The 21,750-nt window shown below is 63.3% G+C and carries 22 protein-coding genes; 17 read left to right on the top strand and 5 right to left on the bottom strand.

Going from position 1 to position 21,750, the window contains the following annotated elements; all coding sequences use genetic code 11:
• The first annotated feature begins 4 nt into the window (after nucleotides 1-4).
• From ARUE_RS18860 to ARUE_RS18870, 3 genes are all read left to right on the top strand, one after another.
• A complete protein-coding gene (locus tag ARUE_RS18860) occupies nucleotides 5-835 on the top strand; it encodes a hypothetical protein (protein WP_014922909.1) in 831 nt (276 codons plus the stop codon).
• Nucleotides 836-973: 138 nt separating this feature from the next.
• Nucleotides 974-1,324, top strand: a complete 351-nt coding sequence (locus ARUE_RS18865; protein WP_014922910.1) for an ArsR/SmtB family transcription factor — start codon at nucleotides 974-976, stop codon at nucleotides 1,322-1,324.
• A gap of 17 nt (nucleotides 1,325-1,341) precedes the next feature.
• Nucleotides 1,342-1,830, top strand: a complete 489-nt coding sequence (locus tag ARUE_RS18870) for a GNAT family N-acetyltransferase (RefSeq protein ID WP_051025128.1) — start codon at nucleotides 1,342-1,344, stop codon at nucleotides 1,828-1,830.
• A gap of 3 nt (nucleotides 1,831-1,833) precedes the next feature.
• On the opposite strand, the gene ARUE_RS18875 is transcribed toward ARUE_RS18870, so the two are convergent.
• A complete protein-coding gene (locus ARUE_RS18875) occupies nucleotides 1,834-4,008 on the bottom strand; it encodes an MMPL family transporter (protein WP_043471526.1) in 2,175 nt (724 codons plus the stop codon).
• Nucleotides 4,009-4,174: 166 nt separating this feature from the next.
• Here ARUE_RS18875 and ARUE_RS18880 point away from each other — a divergent pair, with 166 nt between their 5' ends.
• The 5 genes from ARUE_RS18880 to ARUE_RS18900 all read left to right on the top strand — a co-directional run bounded on the left by ARUE_RS18880 (nucleotide 4,175) and on the right by ARUE_RS18900 (nucleotide 8,257).
• Nucleotides 4,175-4,711 (top strand): MarR family winged helix-turn-helix transcriptional regulator, encoded by a 537-nt coding sequence (locus tag ARUE_RS18880; RefSeq protein WP_014922913.1) that lies wholly within the window; start codon nucleotides 4,175-4,177, stop codon nucleotides 4,709-4,711.
• Nucleotides 4,712-4,740: 29 nt separating this feature from the next.
• Entirely contained in the window at nucleotides 4,741-5,556 is an 816-nt protein-coding gene (locus ARUE_RS18885) for a methyltransferase domain-containing protein (RefSeq protein ID WP_014922914.1), read from the top strand.
• A gap of 100 nt (nucleotides 5,557-5,656) precedes the next feature.
• Nucleotides 5,657-6,031, top strand: coding sequence for a YciI family protein (locus tag ARUE_RS18890; RefSeq protein WP_014922915.1), 375 nt, complete (start codon nucleotides 5,657-5,659; stop codon nucleotides 6,029-6,031).
• A gap of 33 nt (nucleotides 6,032-6,064) precedes the next feature.
• Complete coding sequence (locus ARUE_RS18895; RefSeq protein WP_502691474.1) at nucleotides 6,065-7,255, top strand: RNA polymerase sigma factor; 1,191 nt, start codon at nucleotides 6,065-6,067, stop codon at nucleotides 7,253-7,255.
• Nucleotides 7,256-7,273: 18 nt separating this feature from the next.
• Nucleotides 7,274-8,257, top strand: coding sequence for an aldo/keto reductase (locus tag ARUE_RS18900; RefSeq protein ID WP_014922917.1), 984 nt, complete (start codon nucleotides 7,274-7,276; stop codon nucleotides 8,255-8,257).
• Between the two features lie 28 nt (nucleotides 8,258-8,285).
• Here ARUE_RS18900 and ARUE_RS18905 read toward each other — a convergent pair whose 3' ends face one another.
• The gene (locus tag ARUE_RS18905) at nucleotides 8,286-9,359 is read right to left on the bottom strand and encodes a DNA polymerase IV (RefSeq protein WP_011776256.1); all 1,074 of its coding nucleotides are present in this window, start codon (nucleotides 9,357-9,359) and stop codon (nucleotides 8,286-8,288) included.
• Between the two features lie 170 nt (nucleotides 9,360-9,529).
• On the opposite strand from ARUE_RS18905, the gene ARUE_RS18910 reads away from it, so the two are divergent.
• Both ARUE_RS18910 and ARUE_RS18915 read left to right on the top strand, forming a co-directional pair.
• Nucleotides 9,530-10,153, top strand: a complete 624-nt coding sequence (locus tag ARUE_RS18910) for a LysE family transporter (RefSeq protein WP_043471529.1) — start codon at nucleotides 9,530-9,532, stop codon at nucleotides 10,151-10,153.
• 63 nt (nucleotides 10,154-10,216) lie between these two features.
• Nucleotides 10,217-10,573 (top strand): hypothetical protein, encoded by a 357-nt coding sequence (locus ARUE_RS18915; protein WP_014922918.1) that lies wholly within the window; start codon nucleotides 10,217-10,219, stop codon nucleotides 10,571-10,573.
• Here the strand turns inward: ARUE_RS18915 and ARUE_RS18920 are convergent.
• A complete protein-coding gene (locus ARUE_RS18920) occupies nucleotides 10,566-11,609 on the bottom strand; it encodes a LacI family DNA-binding transcriptional regulator (RefSeq protein ID WP_014922919.1) in 1,044 nt (347 codons plus the stop codon). The genes ARUE_RS18915 and ARUE_RS18920 overlap by 8 nt on opposite strands.
• A gap of 189 nt (nucleotides 11,610-11,798) precedes the next feature.
• Here ARUE_RS18920 and uriH point away from each other — a divergent pair, with 189 nt between their 5' ends.
• Genes uriH through ARUE_RS18935 form a run of 3 tightly spaced genes read left to right on the top strand, consistent with a single transcriptional unit; the run spans nucleotide 11,799 to nucleotide 15,207 of the window.
• Nucleotides 11,799-12,812, top strand: coding sequence for a uridine-preferring nucleoside hydrolase UriH (gene uriH / locus ARUE_RS18925; RefSeq protein ID WP_011776260.1), 1,014 nt, complete (start codon nucleotides 11,799-11,801; stop codon nucleotides 12,810-12,812).
• Complete coding sequence (gene uriT / locus ARUE_RS18930; protein ID WP_014922921.1) at nucleotides 12,812-14,254, top strand: uridine transporter UriT; 1,443 nt, start codon at nucleotides 12,812-12,814, stop codon at nucleotides 14,252-14,254. Before uriH ends, uriT begins: the two co-directional genes overlap by 1 nt.
• Nucleotides 14,251-15,207: a ribokinase gene (locus tag ARUE_RS18935; RefSeq protein WP_014922922.1), complete on the top strand. Its 957-nt coding sequence runs from the start codon at nucleotides 14,251-14,253 to the stop codon at nucleotides 15,205-15,207. The genes uriT and ARUE_RS18935 overlap by 4 nt, the downstream gene beginning before the upstream one ends.
• A gap of 78 nt (nucleotides 15,208-15,285) precedes the next feature.
• Here ARUE_RS18935 and ARUE_RS18940 read toward each other — a convergent pair whose 3' ends face one another.
• Entirely contained in the window at nucleotides 15,286-15,603 is a 318-nt protein-coding gene (locus tag ARUE_RS18940) for a putative antibiotic biosynthesis monooxygenase (RefSeq protein ID WP_043470738.1), read from the bottom strand.
• A 99-nt stretch (nucleotides 15,604-15,702) separates the two neighbouring features.
• On the opposite strand from ARUE_RS18940, the gene ARUE_RS18945 reads away from it, so the two are divergent.
• The 3 genes from ARUE_RS18945 (at nucleotide 15,703) to pabB (ending at nucleotide 19,020) form a co-directional block, all read left to right on the top strand.
• Entirely contained in the window at nucleotides 15,703-16,308 is a 606-nt protein-coding gene (locus ARUE_RS18945; protein ID WP_014922924.1) for a TetR/AcrR family transcriptional regulator, read from the top strand.
• A 109-nt stretch (nucleotides 16,309-16,417) separates the two neighbouring features.
• A complete protein-coding gene (locus ARUE_RS18950) occupies nucleotides 16,418-16,978 on the top strand; it encodes a low molecular weight protein-tyrosine-phosphatase (protein ID WP_014922925.1) in 561 nt (186 codons plus the stop codon).
• Entirely contained in the window at nucleotides 16,975-19,020 is a 2,046-nt protein-coding gene (gene pabB, locus ARUE_RS18955) for an aminodeoxychorismate synthase component I (protein WP_014922926.1), read from the top strand. Before ARUE_RS18950 ends, pabB begins: the two co-directional genes overlap by 4 nt.
• 4 nt (nucleotides 19,021-19,024) lie before the next feature.
• On the opposite strand, the gene cls is transcribed toward pabB, so the two are convergent.
• A complete protein-coding gene (cls, locus tag ARUE_RS18960; protein ID WP_014922927.1) occupies nucleotides 19,025-20,497 on the bottom strand; it encodes a cardiolipin synthase in 1,473 nt (490 codons plus the stop codon).
• An 87-nt stretch (nucleotides 20,498-20,584) separates the two neighbouring features.
• Between cls and ARUE_RS18965 the strand changes: the two genes are divergently transcribed.
• Nucleotides 20,585-21,526: an aminodeoxychorismate lyase gene (locus ARUE_RS18965; RefSeq protein ID WP_011776267.1), complete on the top strand. Its 942-nt coding sequence runs from the start codon at nucleotides 20,585-20,587 to the stop codon at nucleotides 21,524-21,526.
• Nucleotides 21,527-21,750: the final 224 nt, after the last annotated feature.

A 21,750-nucleotide genomic window follows, 5' to 3' on the forward strand; every position in this document is an offset into this window, starting at 1 on the left:
TGAAATGAAGAAATCGAACCAATGGTCCAGCCGCATCTTCTATGCCGGGGTGATCATTGCCCTCGTGGTTGCTTTTGTGTGGATGGCCCGCAGCAACTTGCCGGGAGCATCACCGTTCTTCGCCCTGGGGGCGGCTTACACTTTCCTCCTGTTCCGGGAAGTTCCCCCAACATCCCGAGCCTCCATGGTGATGCTCTTCGGAGTGCTCCTGATCTCCTTGTCATTAACCTCGGCAGAGGACGATCTGGGAGTCCCTGCAGCCGCCTCGTGGCTCTTGGGGTTCATGGCAGGGGCAATCGCCAGCGGATACCCGTGGTCAGGAAAGCGACCGCGACCCGCGACCACCAAGAAGGGCGATGGCAACGACCAAGACGGCGAGGGAACCGCTGGCGGCCGACGCCCGGTCTTGATCAACGGAACCTGCGTGGCTGTCCTTCTGGCAGCCGGTCTGGCTCACCTCATCTTCCAAAATCCGACGGCGCCAGTCGCCGCCGTCCTGGCGGGCGCCTTGGTCTGCGGCTGGGCATTGTTCCGTTTCCCGCCATCGGCACTGACCAGGAACATGCTCCTACTGGTTATACCCGTCGAATTCTTTCTGCTGATTTTCGTCGCTGGGAATATCGGTCAGCCAGCTCTGCCGTTTGTATGGACGTATGGCGCCCTGGCCGGCATTCTCCTGGGTGGGACTTTCTGGAGCGGCCCCCGGCGCGGCACACCCCGGCCTCCGTTTAGCGGACAAATCAAGCGTCGGCGCAAACGCAAGAAGGTAAGGCGGTCACAGGACAAGCTGAAGCAGAAGCAATTGCAGAACGAGGCGCCCGCTGTGCGCCGTTGACCTGGGGTCAGGTGCCCGCTGGAGCCGCCGAGTCAAAGTGGTAGGCGGCCAGGCCATCAATGCTGGTCCGGTTCTTGGTGATCCGCCAGGCAAACGAGTCTACATTGATGAGCGTCAATATACGCGCATAATGGTTACATGACCGCACTGCCCACACTCGATCCCACCACGGCCCAAGACTGCTGCGAGCCGACGGGCCAGCCTGCCTTGGATGCTGAGCAAGCCAAGCAGAAGGCGCTGGTCTTCAAGGCCCTGGCTGACCCCAACCGATTGCGGCTTCTCTCCATGGTCAAAGCTGAATCTTCGGGCGAGTCATGCGTCTGCGACCTCACCGAGCCCCTGGGCCTCGGCCAACCGACCGTGTCGCACCACCTGAAGATCCTGGTAGACGCAGGCCTGCTGCACCGGGAGAAGCGCGGAACGTGGGCCTATTACTCACTGGTTCCCGGCGCATTGGATAACGTAGCCGGCATCCTGGCCAAGCTGTGACGGTTGCACTCAGGGCCATGGAGCCTGAAGATTGGCCAGCCGTCAGGGGGATCTTCCAGGAAGGCATCGACACCGGCTACGCCACCTTCGAGACAAAAGCCCCCGAATGGGCTGCCTTCAACAACTCCAGGCTCAAGGACCACCGCCTGGTAGCGGTCAACAGCGAGCGCGAAATCCTTGGCTGGACTGCCGTCTCCCCGGTTTCCTCGCGTCCGGCCTACGCCGGAGTGGTTGAGCATTCCATCTACGTGGCCGGGGCGGCGAGGGGACAAGGCATCGGCGCCCGACTCCTGAAAGCGCTCGCCGCCTCTACCGAGGCAAAGGGCATTTGGACCATCCAATCCAGCATCTTTCCTGAGAATGAAGCCAGCATTCGATTGCATCAGGCCCACGGTTTTGCCATCGTCGGGCGGCGCGACCGTATTGCTCGTCTGAGCACCGGACCCGCCGCCGGACAATGGCAGGACACCCTGCTGCTGGAGCGCCGCTCCCCCGTCATTGACTGACGACTACCGACCCACCGGGGCGTCTTCCTCCTCGCGCGGCCCTACCGAAACCGTTGAAGACTCGCGCGCCAGCTTGCCCGGCCACCAGATCTTGCTGCCGATGTCGTAGGCAAGCGCGGGAACCAGCAGGGAGCGGACCAGCACGGTATCCAGCAGCACACCGAACGCCACAATGAAGGCGAGCTGCACCAGGAACATGATGGGGATGACACCGAGGGCCGCAAAAGTAGCGGCAAGAACCACGCCGGCCGAGGTGATCACACCGCCGGTTACGGCCAATCCGCGCAGGATTCCCGGACGCGTCCCGTGTTTCAACGACTCTTCACGGACACGGCTCATCAGGAAGATGTTGTAGTCCACGCCGAGGGCAACCAGGAACACGAAACCGAACAGCGGCACAGTGGCGTCGGCACCGGAGAATCCGAAGACTCCGTTGAAGACCCACGCTGAGACGCCCATCGCGGCGCCATAGGACAGCACCACCGACAACACCAGCAGCACCGGCGCCACCACCGAGCGCAGCAGCAGCATCAGGATGAACAGGATGACCACCAGCACGATCGGGATGATGACAACCAGGTCGCGTTGCGCTGTGGTGTTGGTATCCAGCGCAGTTGCGGTGACTCCACCTACCAAAGCGTTGGCGTCCGCCTCCTTCACGGCCACCCGCAACGACTTCACGGCCTCTTCAGCTTCAATCGAATCGGCAGCGGAGTTCAAGGTGGCATTGATGAGGACCCTGCCCTCGCGGACAGCCGGTTCGGCGGAAGTACCGGGAGCCCCGGTGATGGGGACGTTTCCGTCCGCCAGCAGGTAGGCGTCGCCCACGCCGTCGGCTGCTTTGACCTTGTCCAGGACCTGCTGCGCGGCACCTTGCGAGGCGACCACGACGGCGGGGCTGCCGCTGCCGGCGTCGAAGTGGCGCGCCAGCGCTTCCTGGCCGTCCACGGCGTCGGATGCGGAAAGAATGACATCCGTTTGCGGAACTCCATTGGCCTTCAACTGCATTAAGCCCGTGGACGCGGCAAGCAGCAGCAGCACGGAAGCAACCCAAACAACCCGCGGCCGTTTGGAGACCAGGCGACCCGTGGCGCGCCACAGACCCTTCTGCCCCTCAAGGCCGGTGGCAATCTCAGGTTCGCGTTCGTCGTCGGGCAGCAATTTGGGACGGAAGGGCCAGAACGCTGCACGGCCCAGCAAAGCCATGAGCGCGGGCAGGAGCGTGAGCGCGGCAAACAGGGAGCAGAGAATTCCTGCGGCGGCCACAGGTCCCAGCGCCTTGTTGGAGTTCAGGTCAGAGAAAAGCAGGCAGAGAAGCGCGATGATCACCGTGGCACCGGATGCGAGGATCGGCTCGAACGATGCCTTCCATGCCGTGATGACTGCCTGCGTGCGATTGGTGGTGTGGGTCAGGGCTTCACGGAACCTCGCCACGTACAGGAGTGCATAGTCGGTTGCCGCGCCAATCACCAGGATCGAGAGAATGCCTTGACTCTGGCCGTTCAGTTGGATCCACCCAAGCTTGGCCATACCGAATACCAGCAGAATCGCGGCGCACAAGGCGAAGACCGAGGTGAACAGCACCGCCAACGGCAGCACTACCGAGCGGTAAACCAGCAGCAGGATCACAAACACGGCCCCCAGCGCAACCAACAGCAGGATGCCGTCGATTCCGCCGAACGCGTTGACGAGGTCGGCGGTCAGCCCAGCCGGCCCGGTGACGAACGCCTGCATTCCCTCCGGGGCACCGGGCTGCACGACGTCGCGCAGCTCCTGGACTTTCTCGCGCAGCTCATCGGAGGACGCCATGGGGACGATGAACTGGACGGCTTTGCCGTCCTCCGAGGGGATGGGCCCGACGACGGCGCTCCCCAGCTTGAGTGCCTCAATGTCGGCTTTTAGTTGGGCTGCTTCGCCCAGCTGGGCCGGGGTGAAGGCGGCGTCGTTCTCCACGATGACCACGGCAGGAATCTCTTCGGAGTCCCGGAACTTGGCCTGCCAGTCGCCGGCTTCCGTGGCCTCGGCGCCCGCGGGAAGGAATGAGGCTTGGTCGTTGGAGGAGACCTCCTCCAACCGCCCAAAGGTGGGGCCGCCGATGCCGGCGATGCCGAGCCACGTGATGACCAGCACCACGGGCACTAGCCAGCGGAGCCAGAACGGTACTTTCTGCGAGTTCATGAGTCCTTCTTCTCCGGGGATGCGATTCATCCTTTATTCCACCATAGATTATCTCTATCATGGAACTATTCCAAGACCAGATTGCTGCAGATGCCGGATTCCCGGACCCCTGGGAGTAATATCCGGAAGGCAGTAAAGACAAGACAACGCTGGCAGGAGGGCGGACATGTCGGACCCAACAGTCCCGCGCCCCGCTGAGGGCCGCCCCGGTGATGGCCGCCCCGAAAACGCGGCCCCCCAAGAACTCGTGCGCCTCCTCCAGGACTTCACCCTGGAAGCCAACCACTACGTGGACGCAGCTGGCGGCCGGAACGACATGCACCGCACGGACCTGAACGCGCTGGCCGTCATCATGCGCCACTCCGCGGCGGGCAAGGTGGTCACGCCTGGTGTTCTCCGCGCCGAACTCCGGCTCAGCTCCCCCGCTACCACGGCGTTGGTTGATCGCTTGCATGCCTCCGGGCACGTGGTGCGCGAACGTCTTGGCACGGACCGTCGGCAAGTCCAGTTGCAGATGACACCCAAGGCGTACCGGGATGGAAGCGCCATGTTCATGCCGCTGGCCATCCGGATGGGCCAAGCCATGGCCGCCTACAGCTCTGAGGAATTGGAGCTTGTCACCCGGTTCATGAGCGATATGGTGGAAGCCACTTTGGCGGCCCGCGAGGAAGCCGGCCAACCCGACTCAACACGTTCCACCTAATTCCACCTTCCAAGTTGTAGCGTTTCCCTATGAACGCGCAGCAGCCTGAAGATGTCTATACCCACGGGCACCACGAGTCGGTTGTCCGGGCCCACGCCTCACGGACGGTCGAGAATTCGGCCGCGTTTGTGATTCCCCATCTCACCCCGGGAACGTCAGTGCTCGACGTCGGGTGCGGACCCGGCAGCATCACCTGCGACTTCGCGGGGCTGGTTGCGCCCGGGCAAGTGATCGGCTTGGACCGGTCTGCAGACATCGTGGCTCAGGCCACCGAACTGGCAACCGAGCGCGGCGTGGACAACGTGACGTTCCAGACCGGCAACATCTACGATCTCGACTTTGAGGACGAGTCGTTCGACCTTGTCCACGCACACCAGGTTCTCCAGCACCTGACAGACCCCGTCGCCGCCCTCCGCGAAATGCGCAGGGTGGCGAAACCCGGAGCCATAGTTGCGGTGCGCGACGCCGATTTCCACGGTATGAGCTGGTACCCGGAAGTCCCCGAGCTGGACGACTGGATGGAGCTCTACCAGAAGATCGCCCGCCGCAACGGAGCAGAACCCGACGCCGGCCGTCGCCTTGTTTCGTGGGCCCAGCAAGCAGGTTTCACTCAGGTGGCGCCCACCAGCAGCAACTGGCTCTACGCCACCGCCCAACAACGCGCCTGGCAATCCCGGGTCTGGAGCGAACGGGTGCTGCACTCAGCGTTCGCCGAGCAAGCCCTGGAGTACGGTTTCGCCAACGAGGCCGACCTCGCCCGGATCGCTGCAGGCTGGCACCGCTGGGGAGCCACCGATGACGGCTTCTTCCTCATTCCCAACGGCGAGGTCATCGCCCGGGCGTAGTCTCCAAAAAAAGTTTGTCGAACCATGTAGAAAAGCCCACCGCTGTTCCGACCCATGAGTGAAAGCGCCCAGAACGGGTGCCCCTCACAAGGAGTTTGAGATGAAATACATGATCATGATGTTCGGTTCGACCGAGGGCATGATGGAGACCGCCGACCCTGCATGGATCCAGGAAATGATCGGATTCATGATCCAGATCGACAAGGACCTGACTGAGTCCGGCGAGATGGTGTTCAACGCAGGCCTGGCCGACGGCAGCACCGCGAAGCTCGTCAAGCAAACCCCCGACGGCGTCATCACCACCGACGGCCCCTATGCCGAATCCAAGGAGTCGCTTGTTGGGTATTGGGTGGTTGATGTTGCCAGCGAGGAACGGGCCGTGGAGATCTGTTCAAGCATCGTGAAGTACGCCCAAGTAGTTGAACTCCGCGAAGTTCAGCAAGCTCCGCCCCAGGAAGCTCCGCCGGAGGTATAACTGGTTTCCCCACCGGACGGACGAATCGAGGACCTGCTGCGCACTTTGGCGCCGCAGGTCCTCGGCGTGCTGGCACGGACGCATGGCCAGTTCGATGCTTGCGAGGACGCCGTCCAGGAAGCACTCCTTGAGGCCTCCCTTCAGTGGCCTTCCGGGCTACCAGACAACCCAAAGGCCTGGCTGATGGCCGTCGCAAGCCGCCGACTGGTGGACTTTTATCGAAGCGAAAGCGCCCGACGAACACGCGAGGAACGTGTTGCGGCCATGGACTCCGATTTCTACCACAGCTCAGTTTCGGAAGCCGACGACACCCTCACCCTGATGTTCCTCTGCTGCCACCCCGCGTTGTCCGCACCATCGCAACTCGCCCTAACACTCCGGGCAGTTGGAGGACTCACGACGGCGGAAATCGCCTCAGCTTTCCTGGTCCCCGAAGCGACCATGGGTCAGCGCATCAGCCGGGCGAAACAGGGGATCCAGAAGGCGGGTGCCACGTTCACCATGCCGCCGCCTTCCGAGCGCAAGGCAAGGCTCGGCGTCGTGCTTCACGTCCTGTACCTGATCTTCAACGAAGGCTACGCGGCCAGCTCGGGTCCGTCGCTGCAGCGTGAGGAACTCACCACTGAAGCCATCCGAGTGACGCGCCTGCTCGTGGCCGTTGCGCCGCGTGAACTCGAGGCGACTGGCCTGCTGGCACTGATGCTGCTCACCGATTCCCGACGCTCAGCTCGTGCTTTGGCAGACGGAACGCCTGTGCCGTTGGCGGAGCAGGACCGACGCCTCTGGAACCGGGACCAGATCGAGGAGGGCATCGCTCTGCTGTCCTCCGTGCTCGGTCGCGGGGCCGCGGGGCCTTATCAACTTCAGGCGGCCATCGCTGCCGTTCACGCGGAGGCTGCCTCCAACGATCAGACAGACTGGCCTCAGATTCTCGCGCTGTACACAGTGCTTGAAGCCGTGGCACCCAGTCCCGTGGTCACGCTGAATCGCGCGGTCGCCGTGGCCATGGTGCATGGGCCGGCCGCCGGGCTTGAGCTGCTTGTCGGGTTGGATGGCGCGCTTGGCCGCACACACCGTTTGGACGCCGTGCGGGGCCACCTACTGGAGATGTCCGGCGCCTATGTGGAGGCCCGCGCAGCGTACCTCTCGGCGGCCAAGAAGACCGGAAGCCTGCCCGAACGAAAGTACTTAATGGGAAAGGTAGCGCGGATGGACGAGCAGTAACCCCATATAGTCGAAACCATGGAACAACGCATACTTGGCAAGACCGGCCGATCCGTCTCCACCATCGGACTGGGAACGTGGCAACTGGGAGCCGACTGGGGTTCCGTCACCGAAGGGGACGCCTTTGAAGTCCTTGAAGCCTCGGTGGAAGGCGGCGTCAACTTCTTCGACACCGCAGACGTCTACGGCGACGGCCGCAGCGAGCAGTTCATCGGCCGCTTCCTGCAAGCCCATCCCGAGCTAGACCTTACGGTTGCCACCAAGATGGGCCGCCGAGTTGATCAAGTCCACGAAAATTACACATTGGAGAACTTCCGGGCGTGGACCGACCGCTCACGGCGGAACCTGCAACAGGACACCCTGGACCTCGTTCAACTGCACTGCCCTCCCACGTCCGTTTACAGCAGCGACGAAATCTACGACGCACTGGACACCCTCGTCAGCGAGGGGGCTATCCGCAACTACGGCGTCAGCGTCGAGCGAACCGATGAGGCCCTCGAAGCCATCAAGCGCGGAAACACCGCGTCCGTGCAGATCATCCTCAACGCCTTCCGCCTGAAGCCCCTCGACGAGGTACTGCCCGCAGCGAAGGAAGCCGGAGTGGGGATCATCGCCAGGGTGCCGCTTGCCTCCGGTTTGCTGTCCGGGAAGTACACGCCGGACACCGAGTTCCCTGAGGACGACCACCGGAACTACAACCGCGACGGCTCCTCCTTCGACGTCGGCGAGACGTTCTCGGGCGTCGACTTCGCGACCGGCGTCAAAGCCGCCCAAGAGTTCAGCGAATTAGTACCCGACGGCGTCAGCACCGCCCAAGCGGCCCTCGCCTGGGTGATCGCCCAGGACGGTGTCACATCGGTCATTCCCGGTGCACGCTCGGCGTCCCAGGCGGCAGCAAACGCCGAGGCGGGTGGAATGCAGTCCGTGGGTTCCGGATTGGCTGAGGGAGTTCGGGACATTTATGACCGCCACTTCCGCGCAGCGATTCACCCGCGCTGGTAGCTGCCGGGCCGCCGTCGTGCGTTAGCTGTTACCAGCCGCCGCGCGTGGGCGTGTGTCCCTTTCGGGCGTCGTCGGGCATGGACATTTCCGCCCGCAAGCCGAGGAGCCGGATGGGACGGTCAGGCTCGATCTTTCCTGTGAGATCCAAGGCTTGCGCCAGGACTTCCCCGCGGTCGAACGACTCGGGGATCTTCCTTGCGTACGTCTTGGTGAAGAACGGCACATAACGGACTTTGAGCGTCAGCCCGATGACCGGCCGCCCCTCCGCTGCGACGTCTTCGAGGACGTGCGCTGTCAGCTCCTTCACGGCGTCCTCGATTTGTGAAGGCTCGGTGAGATCCTGCTGGTAGGTGGTCTCGCGGCTGTGCCCGCGGGCCACCCACGGGGTGTCATCCACCTCGCTGGCGCCATCACCCCGTCCCAGTTCTGCGTACCAAGGGCCCATCTTCGGGCCGAACTCCGGGACGAGATCCTGGGGATTGCTCGCTGCGAGCTCAGCCACCGTGGTGATGTGGTGCTTGGCCAGCCGCTGCGACACTTTGCTACCGACGCCCCACAACTCCTTGGTGGGCCGGCTCCCCATGACGTCCAGCCAGTTCTCTTTAGTCAGCCGGAAGATGCCTGCCGGTTTGCCGAAATCCGTGGCGTTCTTTGCACGGACCAACGTGTCGCCGATGCCCACGCTGCAGTGCAGCTGCGTTCGCTCCAGGACGGCGGCCTGGATCTGCTTGGCGTAAGCTTCGGGGTCCTCGGTTTCGATGCCGACGAAGGCCTCATCCCAGCCCAGCACCTGAACAGTGGCTCCGGGCTGTTCGCGAAGGGTGGCCATCACCATCTCCGAGGCCGCGAGATAGGCCTCCTGGTCAACGGGGAGAATGATGGCGTCGGGCACTTTGCGTGCTGCGATGCGCAAGGGCATGCCGGAACCAACTCCGAAGGCCCTGGCTTCGTAGGACGCGGTGGACACCACAGCCCGTTCCGTGGGATCTCCCCGGCCACCCACAATGACCGGTTTGCCGGCGAGTTCAGGCCGGCGGAGTACCTCGACAGCCGCAATGAACTGGTCGAGATCGACGTGGAGTACCCAGGGGATTCCGCTCACGGCACCAGTTTGCCCTAAGCCGCGGCCGTGGTTGTACCTTCACCACCTACTTTGATCTGCGAGGGCACGGGAATCAACCTATTCCGGGTGCGTTCCCGCTGGGTCGCCGGCAAAGTAGGTGGCGGCGGTACGCGTCCAGACCACCCACCTCACCGGCATAAGCTGAGGTGGTGCAGTTTTCACTTTGGCTGGCCCTGGTTGGCGCCGGCACCCTGATCAGTTTCACTCCCGGCGCCGGTGCCATCTTCACCATGAGCAACTCGCTCAATTCCGGCTTCCGACGCTCCATCTGGGGAATTCTCGGCCAACAGGTGGCCTTGGTCATCCATATTGTGATCGTCGCTCTGGGCGTGGGCGTGCTGGTCTCCAACTCGCCGGTGATCTTCAACGTCATCCGCTACGCCGGCGCCGCATACCTGGTGTACCTCGGTATTCGCCAGTTCCTGCACAAGCCGGACCTGGACAAGGAAGAGGTTGCGGACAAGAAGAACGAGTCCGCCCTTTCCATGTTCCAGCGCGGCATTTGGGTGAACTTGCTGAACCCGAAGGCGATCGTCTTTTTCCTGGCCTTCATGCCGCAATTCATCCGGCCGGACCAGCCGTTGCTCCAGCAATACGCGGTACTGACGGCTACGGTCATCATCATCGACATCATGGTGATGTGGTTCTTCTTCGCGTTTGCCGCGCGGTCGTTCCAGCGATTTACCCATGACCAAAAGGGCCAGAAGGTCCTCAATCGCGTGTTTGGCTGCTTGTTCGTCCTGGTGGGCATCCTGCTGGCGGTCATCCACTAGCCACGGATTTCAGACACTAAGCCTCGACGCGTCTCAGCAAAACGCGGTGCTACCGTCGAAGCCATGGAAGCGGACTGGATCGAACACCGACGAGCGGACGACCGTGAGCACGTGGGCTGGATGAAGCCGGTGGATGACGGATTCGTGGCCATTGACATGCTGGGACGCCCCCGCACAGCAGTTGTGGATTGGTTCACCGCCGAGGAAACTCTTGATGAACTCGGCCTCCGCTACCTCGCCGAACCTCACGAACTGCTCCTCGACGACGGTGCTTGGCTTCGCGTGCGGATCGCCGAGGTAACGCCCTCCGCTGTCCGCGTGAAAAAGGAGGACTGGGGCGACATGACCGCTCCCCAGATCTACTTCACGGTGTCGAACCCCGTATTGGAAGCGCAGCTCCGCCCGCTGTCACCTAACTAAGTGACGTAGATCCCCGCACCACCAGCGAGCTCTCGAGTGTCACATGGGGCTCCTCCAACGGCACGCCTTCCATGAGTCCCCGCAGCTGCTCCCCCGCTTTGCGCCCCAGCGGCGTAGCCGGCAGATGGACGGTGGTGAGGCTTGGGTTGCTGGTGGCCGAGTACGGCAGATCATCGAAGCCCGCCACGGCCAACTCCTCAGGGATCCGGACACCCTCCACGCGCGCTTCCTGCAGCACGCCATAGGCGTGCGTATCGGTACCGCATACGACGGCGGCGACCCCCTCGCGCTGCCACTCCGGCCAGGCGTCTGCGAACGCGGCGGCGGCAGCACCGACGTCGATCGGGGTGCTGATGACGTGCCCGTCGGCCACTGAAAGTCCACATGAAGCAGCCTCCGCCAAGAAGGCTTCGCGGCGCAGCTGGAAGGTAGTAGTACCTGTCACGCCGTCCACATAAGCGGCCCGGGTGTGCCCGGAAGCAGCGAGATGACGGGCCAGTTCCCGGGCTCCCTGGGCGACATCAAGGTTCACGGAGGGAGCAAACGATTCCAACCCCGGCGCGTCCAGCAATACCAGGGGCGCGGCTGCGGACAGGTCTTCCAGGAATTCCGCGCTGGGAGCACCTACCAGCAAGCCGGCAGGACGGAGCGCCAGCAGTTTGCGAACGTCATCGGCTTGGGGTGATTCTCCGGCGTCGGTCACGGAAAGCAGCAGCTGATACTCGGACCCCAACGATTCCCGTACCCCGGTGATGACGTTGGCAAAGAAGGGGTTGGACACGTCCGGGGTCACAAGAATGACGATCGAGCTGACGCCGCGGGCCAGGGAACTGCCAATGCTGTCCACCACATAGCCGAGCTCGGCAATCGCAGAGCGGACCCGGGAGATGTTGTCATCGGATACCCGGCCTTGGGTTTTGCCGTTCGCCACCAGTGACACGGTGGCCGTGGAAACCCCTGCACGGGCGGCCACCATCGCGGCCGTCACGCGTTGGGAGCGGGGCGCGCGGCCATGGCGCCGTTCCAGGGATTCCATGCATCGATCGTAGCGTCCATTAAGCGCCCTGACCTGCGAGAAGGCATCAAGCGCTTGACGCTTTGAACGTTAAGCGTTTGACGTAGCCCACAAAGCAGTGCCAGAATTCCCCTGAATGCTTAGCGCCCTGCCCCGGGCAAGTTCCAGGCAGGCCCCAATGACGTGGAGAGAAACGTGGATCCCAACACCATGACACCGGCACGCAAGAAGATCATTCTTGACTGCGACCCTGGCCATGACGACGCAGTTGCATTGCTGCTGGCGCACGGCAACCCGGACATCGAGCTCCTGGCCGTGACCACCGTTGTGGGCAACCAGACTCTGGAAAAGGTCACCCGGAACGCCCTCTCCGTAGCCACCATTGCCGGCATCACCGGCGTCCCCTTCGCCGCTGGCTGCGACCGTCCCTTGGTCCGCACCATCGAAACGGCCCCCAGCATCCACGGCGACTCCGGCATGGACGGCCCGGAACAGCCTGAGTCCGCCATCGAGCTGGACCCGCGCCACGCCGTCGACCTCATCATTGAAACTGTCATGGCGCATGAGCCGGGCACCGTCACTTTGGTCCCCACCGCGGGGCTCACCAACATCGCCATGGCCGCCCGCAAGGAGCCCCGCATCGTGGAGCGCGTCAAGGAAGTTGTCCTCATGGGCGGTGGCTACCACGTGGGCAACTGGAGCGCCGTGGCGGAGTTCAACATCATCATCGACCCCGAAGCCGCGCACATTGTCTTCAACGAAAAGTGGCCCTTGGTGATGGTCGGTCTGGACCTCACGCACCAGGCGCTGGCCACGGACGAGGTAGTGGACCGCATCGCAAAAATTGGCACCAAGCCGGCCAAGTTCGTCATGGAACTCATGGACTTCTTCCAGAAGACCTACAAAGATGCCCAGGGCTTCGATTTCCCGCCGGTCCACGATCCGTGTGCCGTGGCCTATGTCATCGATCCCACCGTCATGACCACCCGCAAGGTCCCCGTGGACATCGAACTGCAGGGCAAACTCACTCTCGGCATGACCGTAGCCGATTTCCGCGCACCCGCACCGGATGACTGCCACACCTCCGTTGCCGTGGACCTGGATCACAAGAAGTTCTGGGATTTGGTCACCGATGCCATTGAACGGATCGGCGAACCAGCTCACGACGGCGGCGCTGACGCCACCGCCGTAGCCGAAACGGTCCTGGCGGGAGAGTCCCACTAATGACCACGCTCACCGAAGCCAAACCCACCCGCGGCAACGTCACCGCCCTCATGGTTGCGTTGCTGGCCGCCTGCGTGGCCTTCCAGCTCAATGCGTCCATGCTCAGCCCCGCACTGGTCACCATGGGCAACGAGCTCAACACTGACCAAGCCACCATCGGCCTGTCCCAAACCTGGTTCTTCACCGCCGCAGCCCTCTTCTCCCTCTTCCTCCCGCGCCTGAGCGACATCGTGGGCCGCAAGAAGATCCTCGTCGGCATGATGCTCCTGATGGCTGTGGGCTCGGTCATCGCAGCAATGGCCCCGGACGTCACGTGGCTCTTCGTGGGCCGCATCATCCAGGGCGTCAGCGGCCCCACAGTTCCGCTCTGCCTGATCATGCTCCGTTCAGCGGTCAGCAATCCCCGCAAGTACGGCACCCTCATGGGCCTCATCACCGCGGTCAACGGCGGCGTGGCCGGCGTCGACTCATTCGTTGGTGGATACTTCGCTGAGAACTTCGGCTTCCGCAGCATCTTCTGGTTGATGGTTGCACTCGCTTTGGTAGCGACCGTCCTGATTGCTGTCCTGGCTGGTGAAAGCAAGCCCGCCGCCGGCACCACCATGGACTGGCTGGGCGTGTTCTTCATCGTCATCGCCGTTGGTGCCCTGCTGACGGCCCTGAACGAGGGCGCCAAGCTGGCCACGGCCTTCGACGCCGGCACCCTGACTCTCGCGATCGCACTCACGCTGGTCGCCGCCGTCGCGTTCTTTGCGTTCTGGACGGTTGAGAAGCGCGCCAAGCAGCCCATGGTGGAAACCGTGCACCTGCGCCAGCGCTCCACGTGGGCTCCGCTGCTGACCACCACTCTCACCATGACGGGTATCTTCGCGGTCATCAACGGGATCGTCCCCGCGTATGTGCAGGCAGCCGACCCCGGTTTCGGCGTTGGCCCCACGGAGATGTCGCTCATCATCCTTACGCCGTACGCCCTGCTTGGTTGGCTGTTCGGCCCCATCAGCGGCCGGCTTGCCCCGGTCCTCGGCTACACCAAGGTCCTGCGTATCGGCCTGCTTGGCAGCTTGGTGGCGCTGGCGATCATCGCGTTCTTGGGCCTCAACAGCCTGCCGATGATGATCGTGGGAACAGCCTTGCTGGGCATCATGTACGCCGGTACCGTCAACATCATGCTGAACGGACTCGGCGTGGTTCTCTCGCCGCAGGGCAACCCGGGCTTCCTGCCTGGCATGAACGCCGGCGCCTTCAACCTCGGTGCCGGTCTCAGCTTCCTTGTCCTGCCCGCGGTCCTCGTCGCCACAGCCTCGTTGAATGATGACAAGGCTTCATATTTGACGGTGGTTGTGGTTGGTCTGGCCATCACCCTCGCAGCCTTCGCAGCGTCACTCCTGATCCCCAAGCCGGTTGACGCAGAAGTGACCGAAACCGAGAAGGTGACCGCATGACCAGCGCACCCAAGGCGGGAATCGTCGTCGTCGGCTCCCTCAACGCCGACCTGACCATCTATTGCGACCGCCTCCCCCAACCCGGCGAGACGGTCCACGGCAACGGGTTCGCCGTAAACCCCGGCGGGAAGAGCGCCAACCAGGCGGTGGCTGCCAGTAAGCTCGGCGGTCAGGTCAGCCTGATCGGTGCCGTGGGTGACGACCCCAACGGCAGCATGCTCCTGGATTCGACAGCCAGCGCCGGAGTGGACGTTTCGCGCGTCCGACGCTCCGACGTCGCCACAGGCGTCGCAGTCATTTCCGTGGACGCCGGCGGCGAGAACAGCATCATCATCTCGGCCGGTGCCAATGGCACCCTCAGGCCTTCGGATGTTACGCCGGACGCCTTCCGGGATGCGGCTGTAGTGTGCCTCTGCCTGGAGGTGGGGATCGATACTGTGATTACCGCCGCCCAAGCAGGGCACGACGCCGGTGCGACAGTTCTGCTCAACCTCTCGCCTTACGCCGAGGTGCCGGAGCGCTTGGCCGGGTTGAGCGATGTGCTGCTGGTGAACGCGCACGAGGCCTCATTATTCCTTGGTGCAGAGGCCGACGTTCCGGACGCCGACGCAGAGGCTGAAGCATGGGAGCCGGTCCGGAGCCAGTTCGCGGACCGTGGTCTGCAGCGGGTTCTGGTGACCCTCGGCTCACGGGGTTCCGTAGTACTGGATTCGCTGGCCCCTGGTACCGAGGATCAGATCACCCGGATCGCCCCAACACGCGTTTCTGCGGTGGACACCACGGGTGCCGGTGATGCCTTCACTGGTGCTGTCGCTGCGCGCCTGGCCGCTGGCGAATCCCTTGCGGATGCCGCGTCCTTCGCCTCGGTGGCTGCGGCCTTGGCTGCCACCAAGAAGGGCACGCAGGCTGCGTACCCGGGCATCGCCGACGTCGAGCGGCTGCGGGGCGCTTAGTCCCGGCGCCGCACCCGACTGGGTCGCAGTTCAGGCCGTTTTGAGCGCTCAAACGGCCTGATCTGCGACCTACTTGGGTTAAGCGGACTTGCGGGCCGCGCGCTGTGCTGCGCGCTCTACTGCTTTGCGGCTCAGGGCTCCGTGGCCGGCCATGAGCCGGGGAACCACAACGTACACCGCGGCGGGAACCACCAGCGCCGTCAGCAGGAGGGCCCGCAGGACGGGGTGCCACGGTTCCATGATCGGGCCGAGGAGCAGCATGCCGATGGACACCAGCGGGAAGATGGCCAGCCAGGTGATGAGTGCCCGCATGTGAACGGACGGCGCTTTCGGACGGGCAGGGGCGGCCGGGGACGTGGACTCAGCGGTGACTTGGGACGTTGCTTGGGCTGTCATGGCGTTCTCCAACTAAACGGTTGCTTTTGGCTTGGAATCACCATAACCCCGCTCGCAAACAATTACAACCAGCTGGTTGGAAAATGGTAATATGACTGCATGGCATGGGACACAGAGCGAACCAAGGGACTGCTGCTTCAGGCAGCCACGTCCGAGTTCTGCACGCGTGGACTGGCCGGCGCCCGCATTGACCGCATAGCAGCGGAGGCCGGCGTCAACAAAGAGCGGATCTACCAATACTTCGGCAATAAGAATGCCCTGTTCGATGCCGTCATCGTGTCCGCGCTCAGTACGCTCATGGACGAAGTTCCCATCGAGGGCAGCGGACCCGAGGCCATGGCAGACTACGCCGGCCGACTCTTCGACCACCACCAGAAGGATGCCACCGCGCCACGCCTCCTGTTCTGGGAAGGGCTGGAACGTGGCGCGGAGGTTGTCGGGCTGCCGAAGCGGATGGCCAACTGCGCATCGAAAGTCAACAGCACCATCGCCGCCCTCCCCGGCATCTCCAGGGAAGACGCCGGGGATCTCCTCATCACCATCGTGAGCTTGTGCGACGCCGCTCCCGTGCTCCCTGCGCTCGACGGACTCATGGCCGGCAACGACCCCGGCCGGGCAGACAGGCGGCGCGCCGCCGTCGTACGTACCGTTTACCTGGCCGCCGCAGCGCTGGCCGCCGAAGCTCCAACCACCGCCCCCGCCTAAACGCAACCTGCTTGCCCGTAGCAGCCGCGTGACAGCTTTGACAGGAAAAGTGACTCACTTGTGAAGTTGCCCCTAGCCAAGAGGGGGCGCCATCAATCATGCTTGCTGCATGTACTCAACGACGAGCCCATACCGCATCATCACGGTCTGCACTGGAAACATCTGCCGCTCGCCCATGGCAGCGCTCATGCTCACCGAAGCCTTCGACGCGGAAGGGCTCGGCGAGCTTGTAGTGGTGGACTCTGCGGGCACCACAGGGTACGAGGTAGGGCACCCCATCGACCCCCGCGCCGCACGAGTCCTGACGGCCCAACACCTCGCTTCGGAGGACCACGTCGCCCGCGAATGGCGGCGTGAATGGTACGCCCAACGGGACCTGATCCTCGCCCTGGACGTTGATCACTTCGGCTGGCTCCAGGAAGGCGCCCCGGATCACGGTTCCCTCAAAAAAGTTCGGATGCTCCGCAGCTTCGATCCCCACATGAGAGGCCGCAGCTCCTTGGACCTCGGCATCGAGGACCCCTGGTATGGCGGCCACACAGACTTCGACAACACCTGGACGCTCATCAAAGCCGCGATCCCAGGGATAGTGCAACACACCAAGGCAGCAATCGCCTCCGCGGACGGAGCCTCAGGCCACGAGCACCAACAGGTAACCTCTATGACATGACCCCTGCACCCGTGATCATCGCTGTTGACGGCAGGTCCGGCGCAGGAAAAACCACCCTGGCCGTTGAACTGGCGGCCCGGTTGCGGCAGCACCACAAGGTTTCGCTGTTCCACCTGGAAGACATCTACCCCGGCTGGAACGGCCTCATGCCCGGCATTGAGCGCTATGTGGCCACAGTCCTCGCGCCGCTGAGCGACGGCGTGGCCGCGGAATGGACCAGCTGGGACTGGGAAAAGCATTACGACGGCGGCCTGAACGTTACGCTGCCCGCCGAGATCGTCATCGTGGAAGGCGTGGGCGCTGCGGCGGACGCTGCCCGACCCATGCTGGATGCCGTGGTGTGGGTGGAAGCCTCCGGCGACGAGCGCCGTCGTCGAGCTTTGACTCGTGACGGCAGCACCTACGAACCGTACTGGGACAGCTGGGCGGCCCAGGAGGATGAGTGGCTTTCCACCGATCAGGTGATCAGCGCGGCCGACATCCACGTGAAGAACCTTGCCGACGGCAACGCCCCTGACGATGTCCTGCGAACCCTGATGTACCTGCCTTCGGTTGCTTCGATTTTGTCGCCGGAACTCAGTGCGCGGCGGGGACTTCAGTTGCGGTCCGAGCGCCTGGAGGCAGCGCCCGATGCGGCGCTCCTGTTCGAGACACTCTACGGCCGGTCCACCAACGCGGTATGGCTGGATTCTTCCAACGCCTCCGCCGTCGCCGGCCGATCCCAAGCGGCCGCCCGCAGCCGCTTCAGCATCCTGGCTGACGACGGCGGCACGTTCGGCCAGTCGGTCATGCACCGCTCCGGCGCTACCCAAGTGACTGCGGGGTCTGCCTCCGTGACCACCTCCGGGCCGTTCTTCCGCTGGCTCGATTCCGTCTGGGGCCGCCGCGCCGTCCGAGCACCCCGCGGTTACGACGGCCAGTTCACGCTGGGCTGGCTGGGGTACCTCGGCTACGAACTCAAGCGCGAAACCGGCGGCAACGATGTCCCCGCCGACACGCCCGATGCGGCGCTGCTCTTCGCCGGGCGTGCTGTGGTGATGGATCATCGCGAACAAACTGTCTGGCTGCTGGCCTTGGACGCATCCGACGCCGGGGAATGGATGCGCGAGGCTCGCACCGCCGTCGAGGCTGCCGCGGCCGGTCCGGTCTCTTCCGTCGCGGGCTCATTGAGTGCGGAGCCTGCCGGCGGCCCTGAGTTCGTCAGCCGGGACTCCGCGACGGATTACAAGCGCAAAATCGCGGACTCCCAGCATGAGATCAGCGAAGGCAACTCCTACGAGATCTGCCTGACCACCACCTTGGAAGCCGCCGCCGGGAACCTGGATCCATGGAGCAGCTACCTGGCACTGCGACGCCGGAACCCGGCACCGTTCGCCAGCTACCTCCGCTTCGGCGAGCTGGTGGTCGCCAGCACGTCGCCCGAGCGCTTCCTCCGCATACTGTCCGACGGCGGCATGCGCGCCGAACCGATCAAGGGGACCCGGCGCCGATCATCCGATGCCTCCGAAGATGTTGCGTTGCGGCAGGATCTTGAGACGTCGCTGAAGGACCGCGCAGAGAACATCATGATCGTGGACCTTCTGCGCAACGACCTCAGTCATTTCGCTATCCCGGGTTCTGTGACGGTCAGCCGGCTGTGCGCCATCGAGAGCTACGCCACGGTCCACCAAATGGTGAGCACCATTGACGCGCACCTTCGTCCGGGTGCTCCGCGGGCGGAAGCCTTGGCCGCAGCCTTCCCGGCCGGGTCCATGACAGGTGCGCCGAAAATCAGCACCATGGACATCCTGGACCAACTAGAATCCGGGCCGCGTGGAATCTACTCGGGCGCCATCGGCTACTTCTCGCTGAACGCGGCCACGGACCTCGCGGTGGTGATCCGCACGCTGGTGGTAAACCCTGACGGCGCAGGCGGGCGAACCCTGTCACTGGGCGTGGGAGGGGCCATCACCGCCGATTCCGTGGCCGACGACGAGTACGAGGAAATCCGGACCAAGGCGTACGGCGTGCTGTCCACGCTGGGCGCTGACTTCCCTGGCTGAGTCTTTACTGGAGCGTCGCCGTCAATCTGGCCACGTTATCCACATACTTGGCCAACGGGGGTCTATCCATCCAGTCGTCCAACATAAGCTCACGGGACACCTCTCGATACGTGGACTCCACGGCCCGCATGAGGTTCACGGTTTCGGCGCCGAGGAGCATCACCGAGACCTCCATGTTCAGTGAGAAGGAGCGCATGTCCATGTTGCTGGAACCAAGAACAGCCACCTCGTCATCAATGGTGAAGTGCTTGGCGTGGAGGACGTACGGCGCCCGGTACAGGTAGATCCGCACTCCGGCGTCCAGCAAGGCCTCGTAGTAGGAGCGCTGGGCGTGGTGAACCAGGAATTGATCGCCCTTCTCGGACACGAAGAGTTCCACGTCAACGCCTCGCTGCGCGGCGGTGGTGATGGCGTAGAGCAAGGAGTCATCAGGGACAAAGTACGGACTGCAGATGGAGATTCTGTGCTGTGCGGAGTAGATCAGGGTATTGAACAAGCGAAGGTTGTTTTCGGTAGCGAACCCCGGACCACTAGGTACTACTTGGGCAGTGACACGGCCTGGAGCCGGCTGGGTCGGCAGGCGCAACTGGTCCTCAAGGGATTCGTCCGTTTCGCTGAGCCAGTCCGTGGCGAACACGACGTTGAGGGTAGCCACGATAGGCCCCTCGAGGCGGGACATGAGCTCAACCCATTTGCGGCCAATCTTGTGGTGCTTGGGATTGTTGTAAGAGGGCTCGATCAGGTTCTGCGAGCCGGTGAAGGCAATCTCGCCGTCGATCACCATGATCTTGCGGTGATTCCTGAGGTCCGGGCGCCGCCATTGACCATGGATGGGCAGCAGCGGAAGCATCCGCTTCCACTGGATCTTGCCTGCTTTGAGGCGGCGGATCAGGCGACGGTACCCCTTGACGCGCAGCGTTCCAATGTGGTCGAAGAGCAGCCTGACGGTGACACCCCGCTCAGCCGCCTTCTCGAGCTCGGTGAGCAGTTCGTCCGTCACGGAGTCACTGCTCATGATGTAGAACTCGGCGTTGATGTAGCTCTTGGCGCCCTTGACCGCTTCGGCCATGGCTTTGATGGATTCCTGGTACCCGGGAATCAGCTCAACCTTGTTGCCATCAACCATGGGCAGCGATCCGAGCCGATGGTTCAGCTCACCCGCCGACTTCACCCACTCCGGACCCGAGTAAACGCTCACCGGATCGGCAAGATCGGACGTTACGGCCCGAACGCGGCGATTTACTTCTTCCTGCTGCTCACGCCTGCGCTTGGACAACTTGAAATTGCCGAAAAGAAGGAACAGGACGAAGCCTACGGATGGGATGAGGAACACAGCCAAGAGCCAAGCCATGGCGGTGGTGGGACGGCGGTTGCCGGGAATGATGCCCAGAAGGACGATGCGCATGACCACTTCCGCAATGGCCCACGCGCCCAGCAACCAGGTCCACTCCTGGCCAAACGGAAAAGGAAAGAGCACGCGACAAACCCCCACGGTCCAAGAACAACAGTGACCACAGCCTATCCGGCAAAGTCATCCGCCACGGCCCAGCACTAAGCTGGGACCATGACTTCACCTGCTCCCACGGTCTTGGTCTTCCTTGACCCTGCCTTCGAAAACGGACGCATTGCCGACTCCAGCCAGCCCCAACTCATGGCTACGGACCTTGGCGCAACCCGAGGCGACGGCGTGTTCGAATCACTCTTGGCTGTTCAAGGACGCCCCCGCAAGGTCCAGGCCCACCTGAACCGGCTGAGCAGTTCCGCCGCAGCCCTGGACCTGGTTCTTCCGGAGCAGGATGCCTGGCGCAAGGCGATCGACACCGCCATCAACGAGTTCCGTGACGCGCACCCCTCCCCTACTCCGGAGGAGGACGAGGTTGTGGTCAAGCTGATCGTGACCCGCGGCGTTGAAGGCGCAGCCAGCCCCACATGCTGGGTGCAGGCTTCGCCCTCACCCGCGGGCAGCCGCCGGCAGCGCGAGACGGGCATCGACGTCGTACTTTTGGACCGTGGCTTCGACACCGAAGCCGGCGAGCGGGCACCGTGGCTGCTGCTGGGCGCCAAGACGCTGTCCTATGCGGTCAATATGGCGGCGCTGCGCTTCGCGCATAAGCAAGGCGCAGACGACGCGATCTTCACCTCCACGGACGGCCGCGTGCTGGAGGGCCCGACGTCCACCGTGTTGCTGGCGCACCTTGAAACAGTGGACGACGGCGAGGGTTCCGTTAAGACGGTTCGCCGCCTCATTACGCCGCAACATGACAGCGGAATTCTGCCGGGCACGTCTCAGGGGGCTCTGTTCGCCGCGGCGAAAGCTGCCGGGTGGGAGCTCGGCTATGGGCCGCTCGTACCGCAGGACCTGTTTGATGCCGACGCCGTATGGCTCATCTCAAGCATCCGTTTGATCGCTCCTGTGAATCACATCAACGGCAAGGAAATCGGCACACCGGCTGTTCGGAAGCAGCTTACCGCGGAACTCAACGAACTGTTTGCGGGGATCGAGTAAATCAGAGGGCTTCGGAGGCTGCTCGCCTACGAAGCCCCGCTAGGAACCTAGCAGGTCGCAAGTAGAGTAATTGCTCGCATGACTCAATGATTAGGAACTCTTAGTCTCGCCCATGAGCGTTCAGCGCGTTCAATCGCGTTTCTTATCCTCCTTGAAATGGTCATTCGTCATGTGATGAATCTTGTTCTCGTGTTAGTTGGATCACGTCCGGCTGGTACTACTTC

Source organism: Arthrobacter sp. Rue61a, from assembly GCF_000294695.2.
Lineage (GTDB): Bacteria > Actinomycetota > Actinomycetes > Actinomycetales > Micrococcaceae > Arthrobacter > Arthrobacter aurescens_A.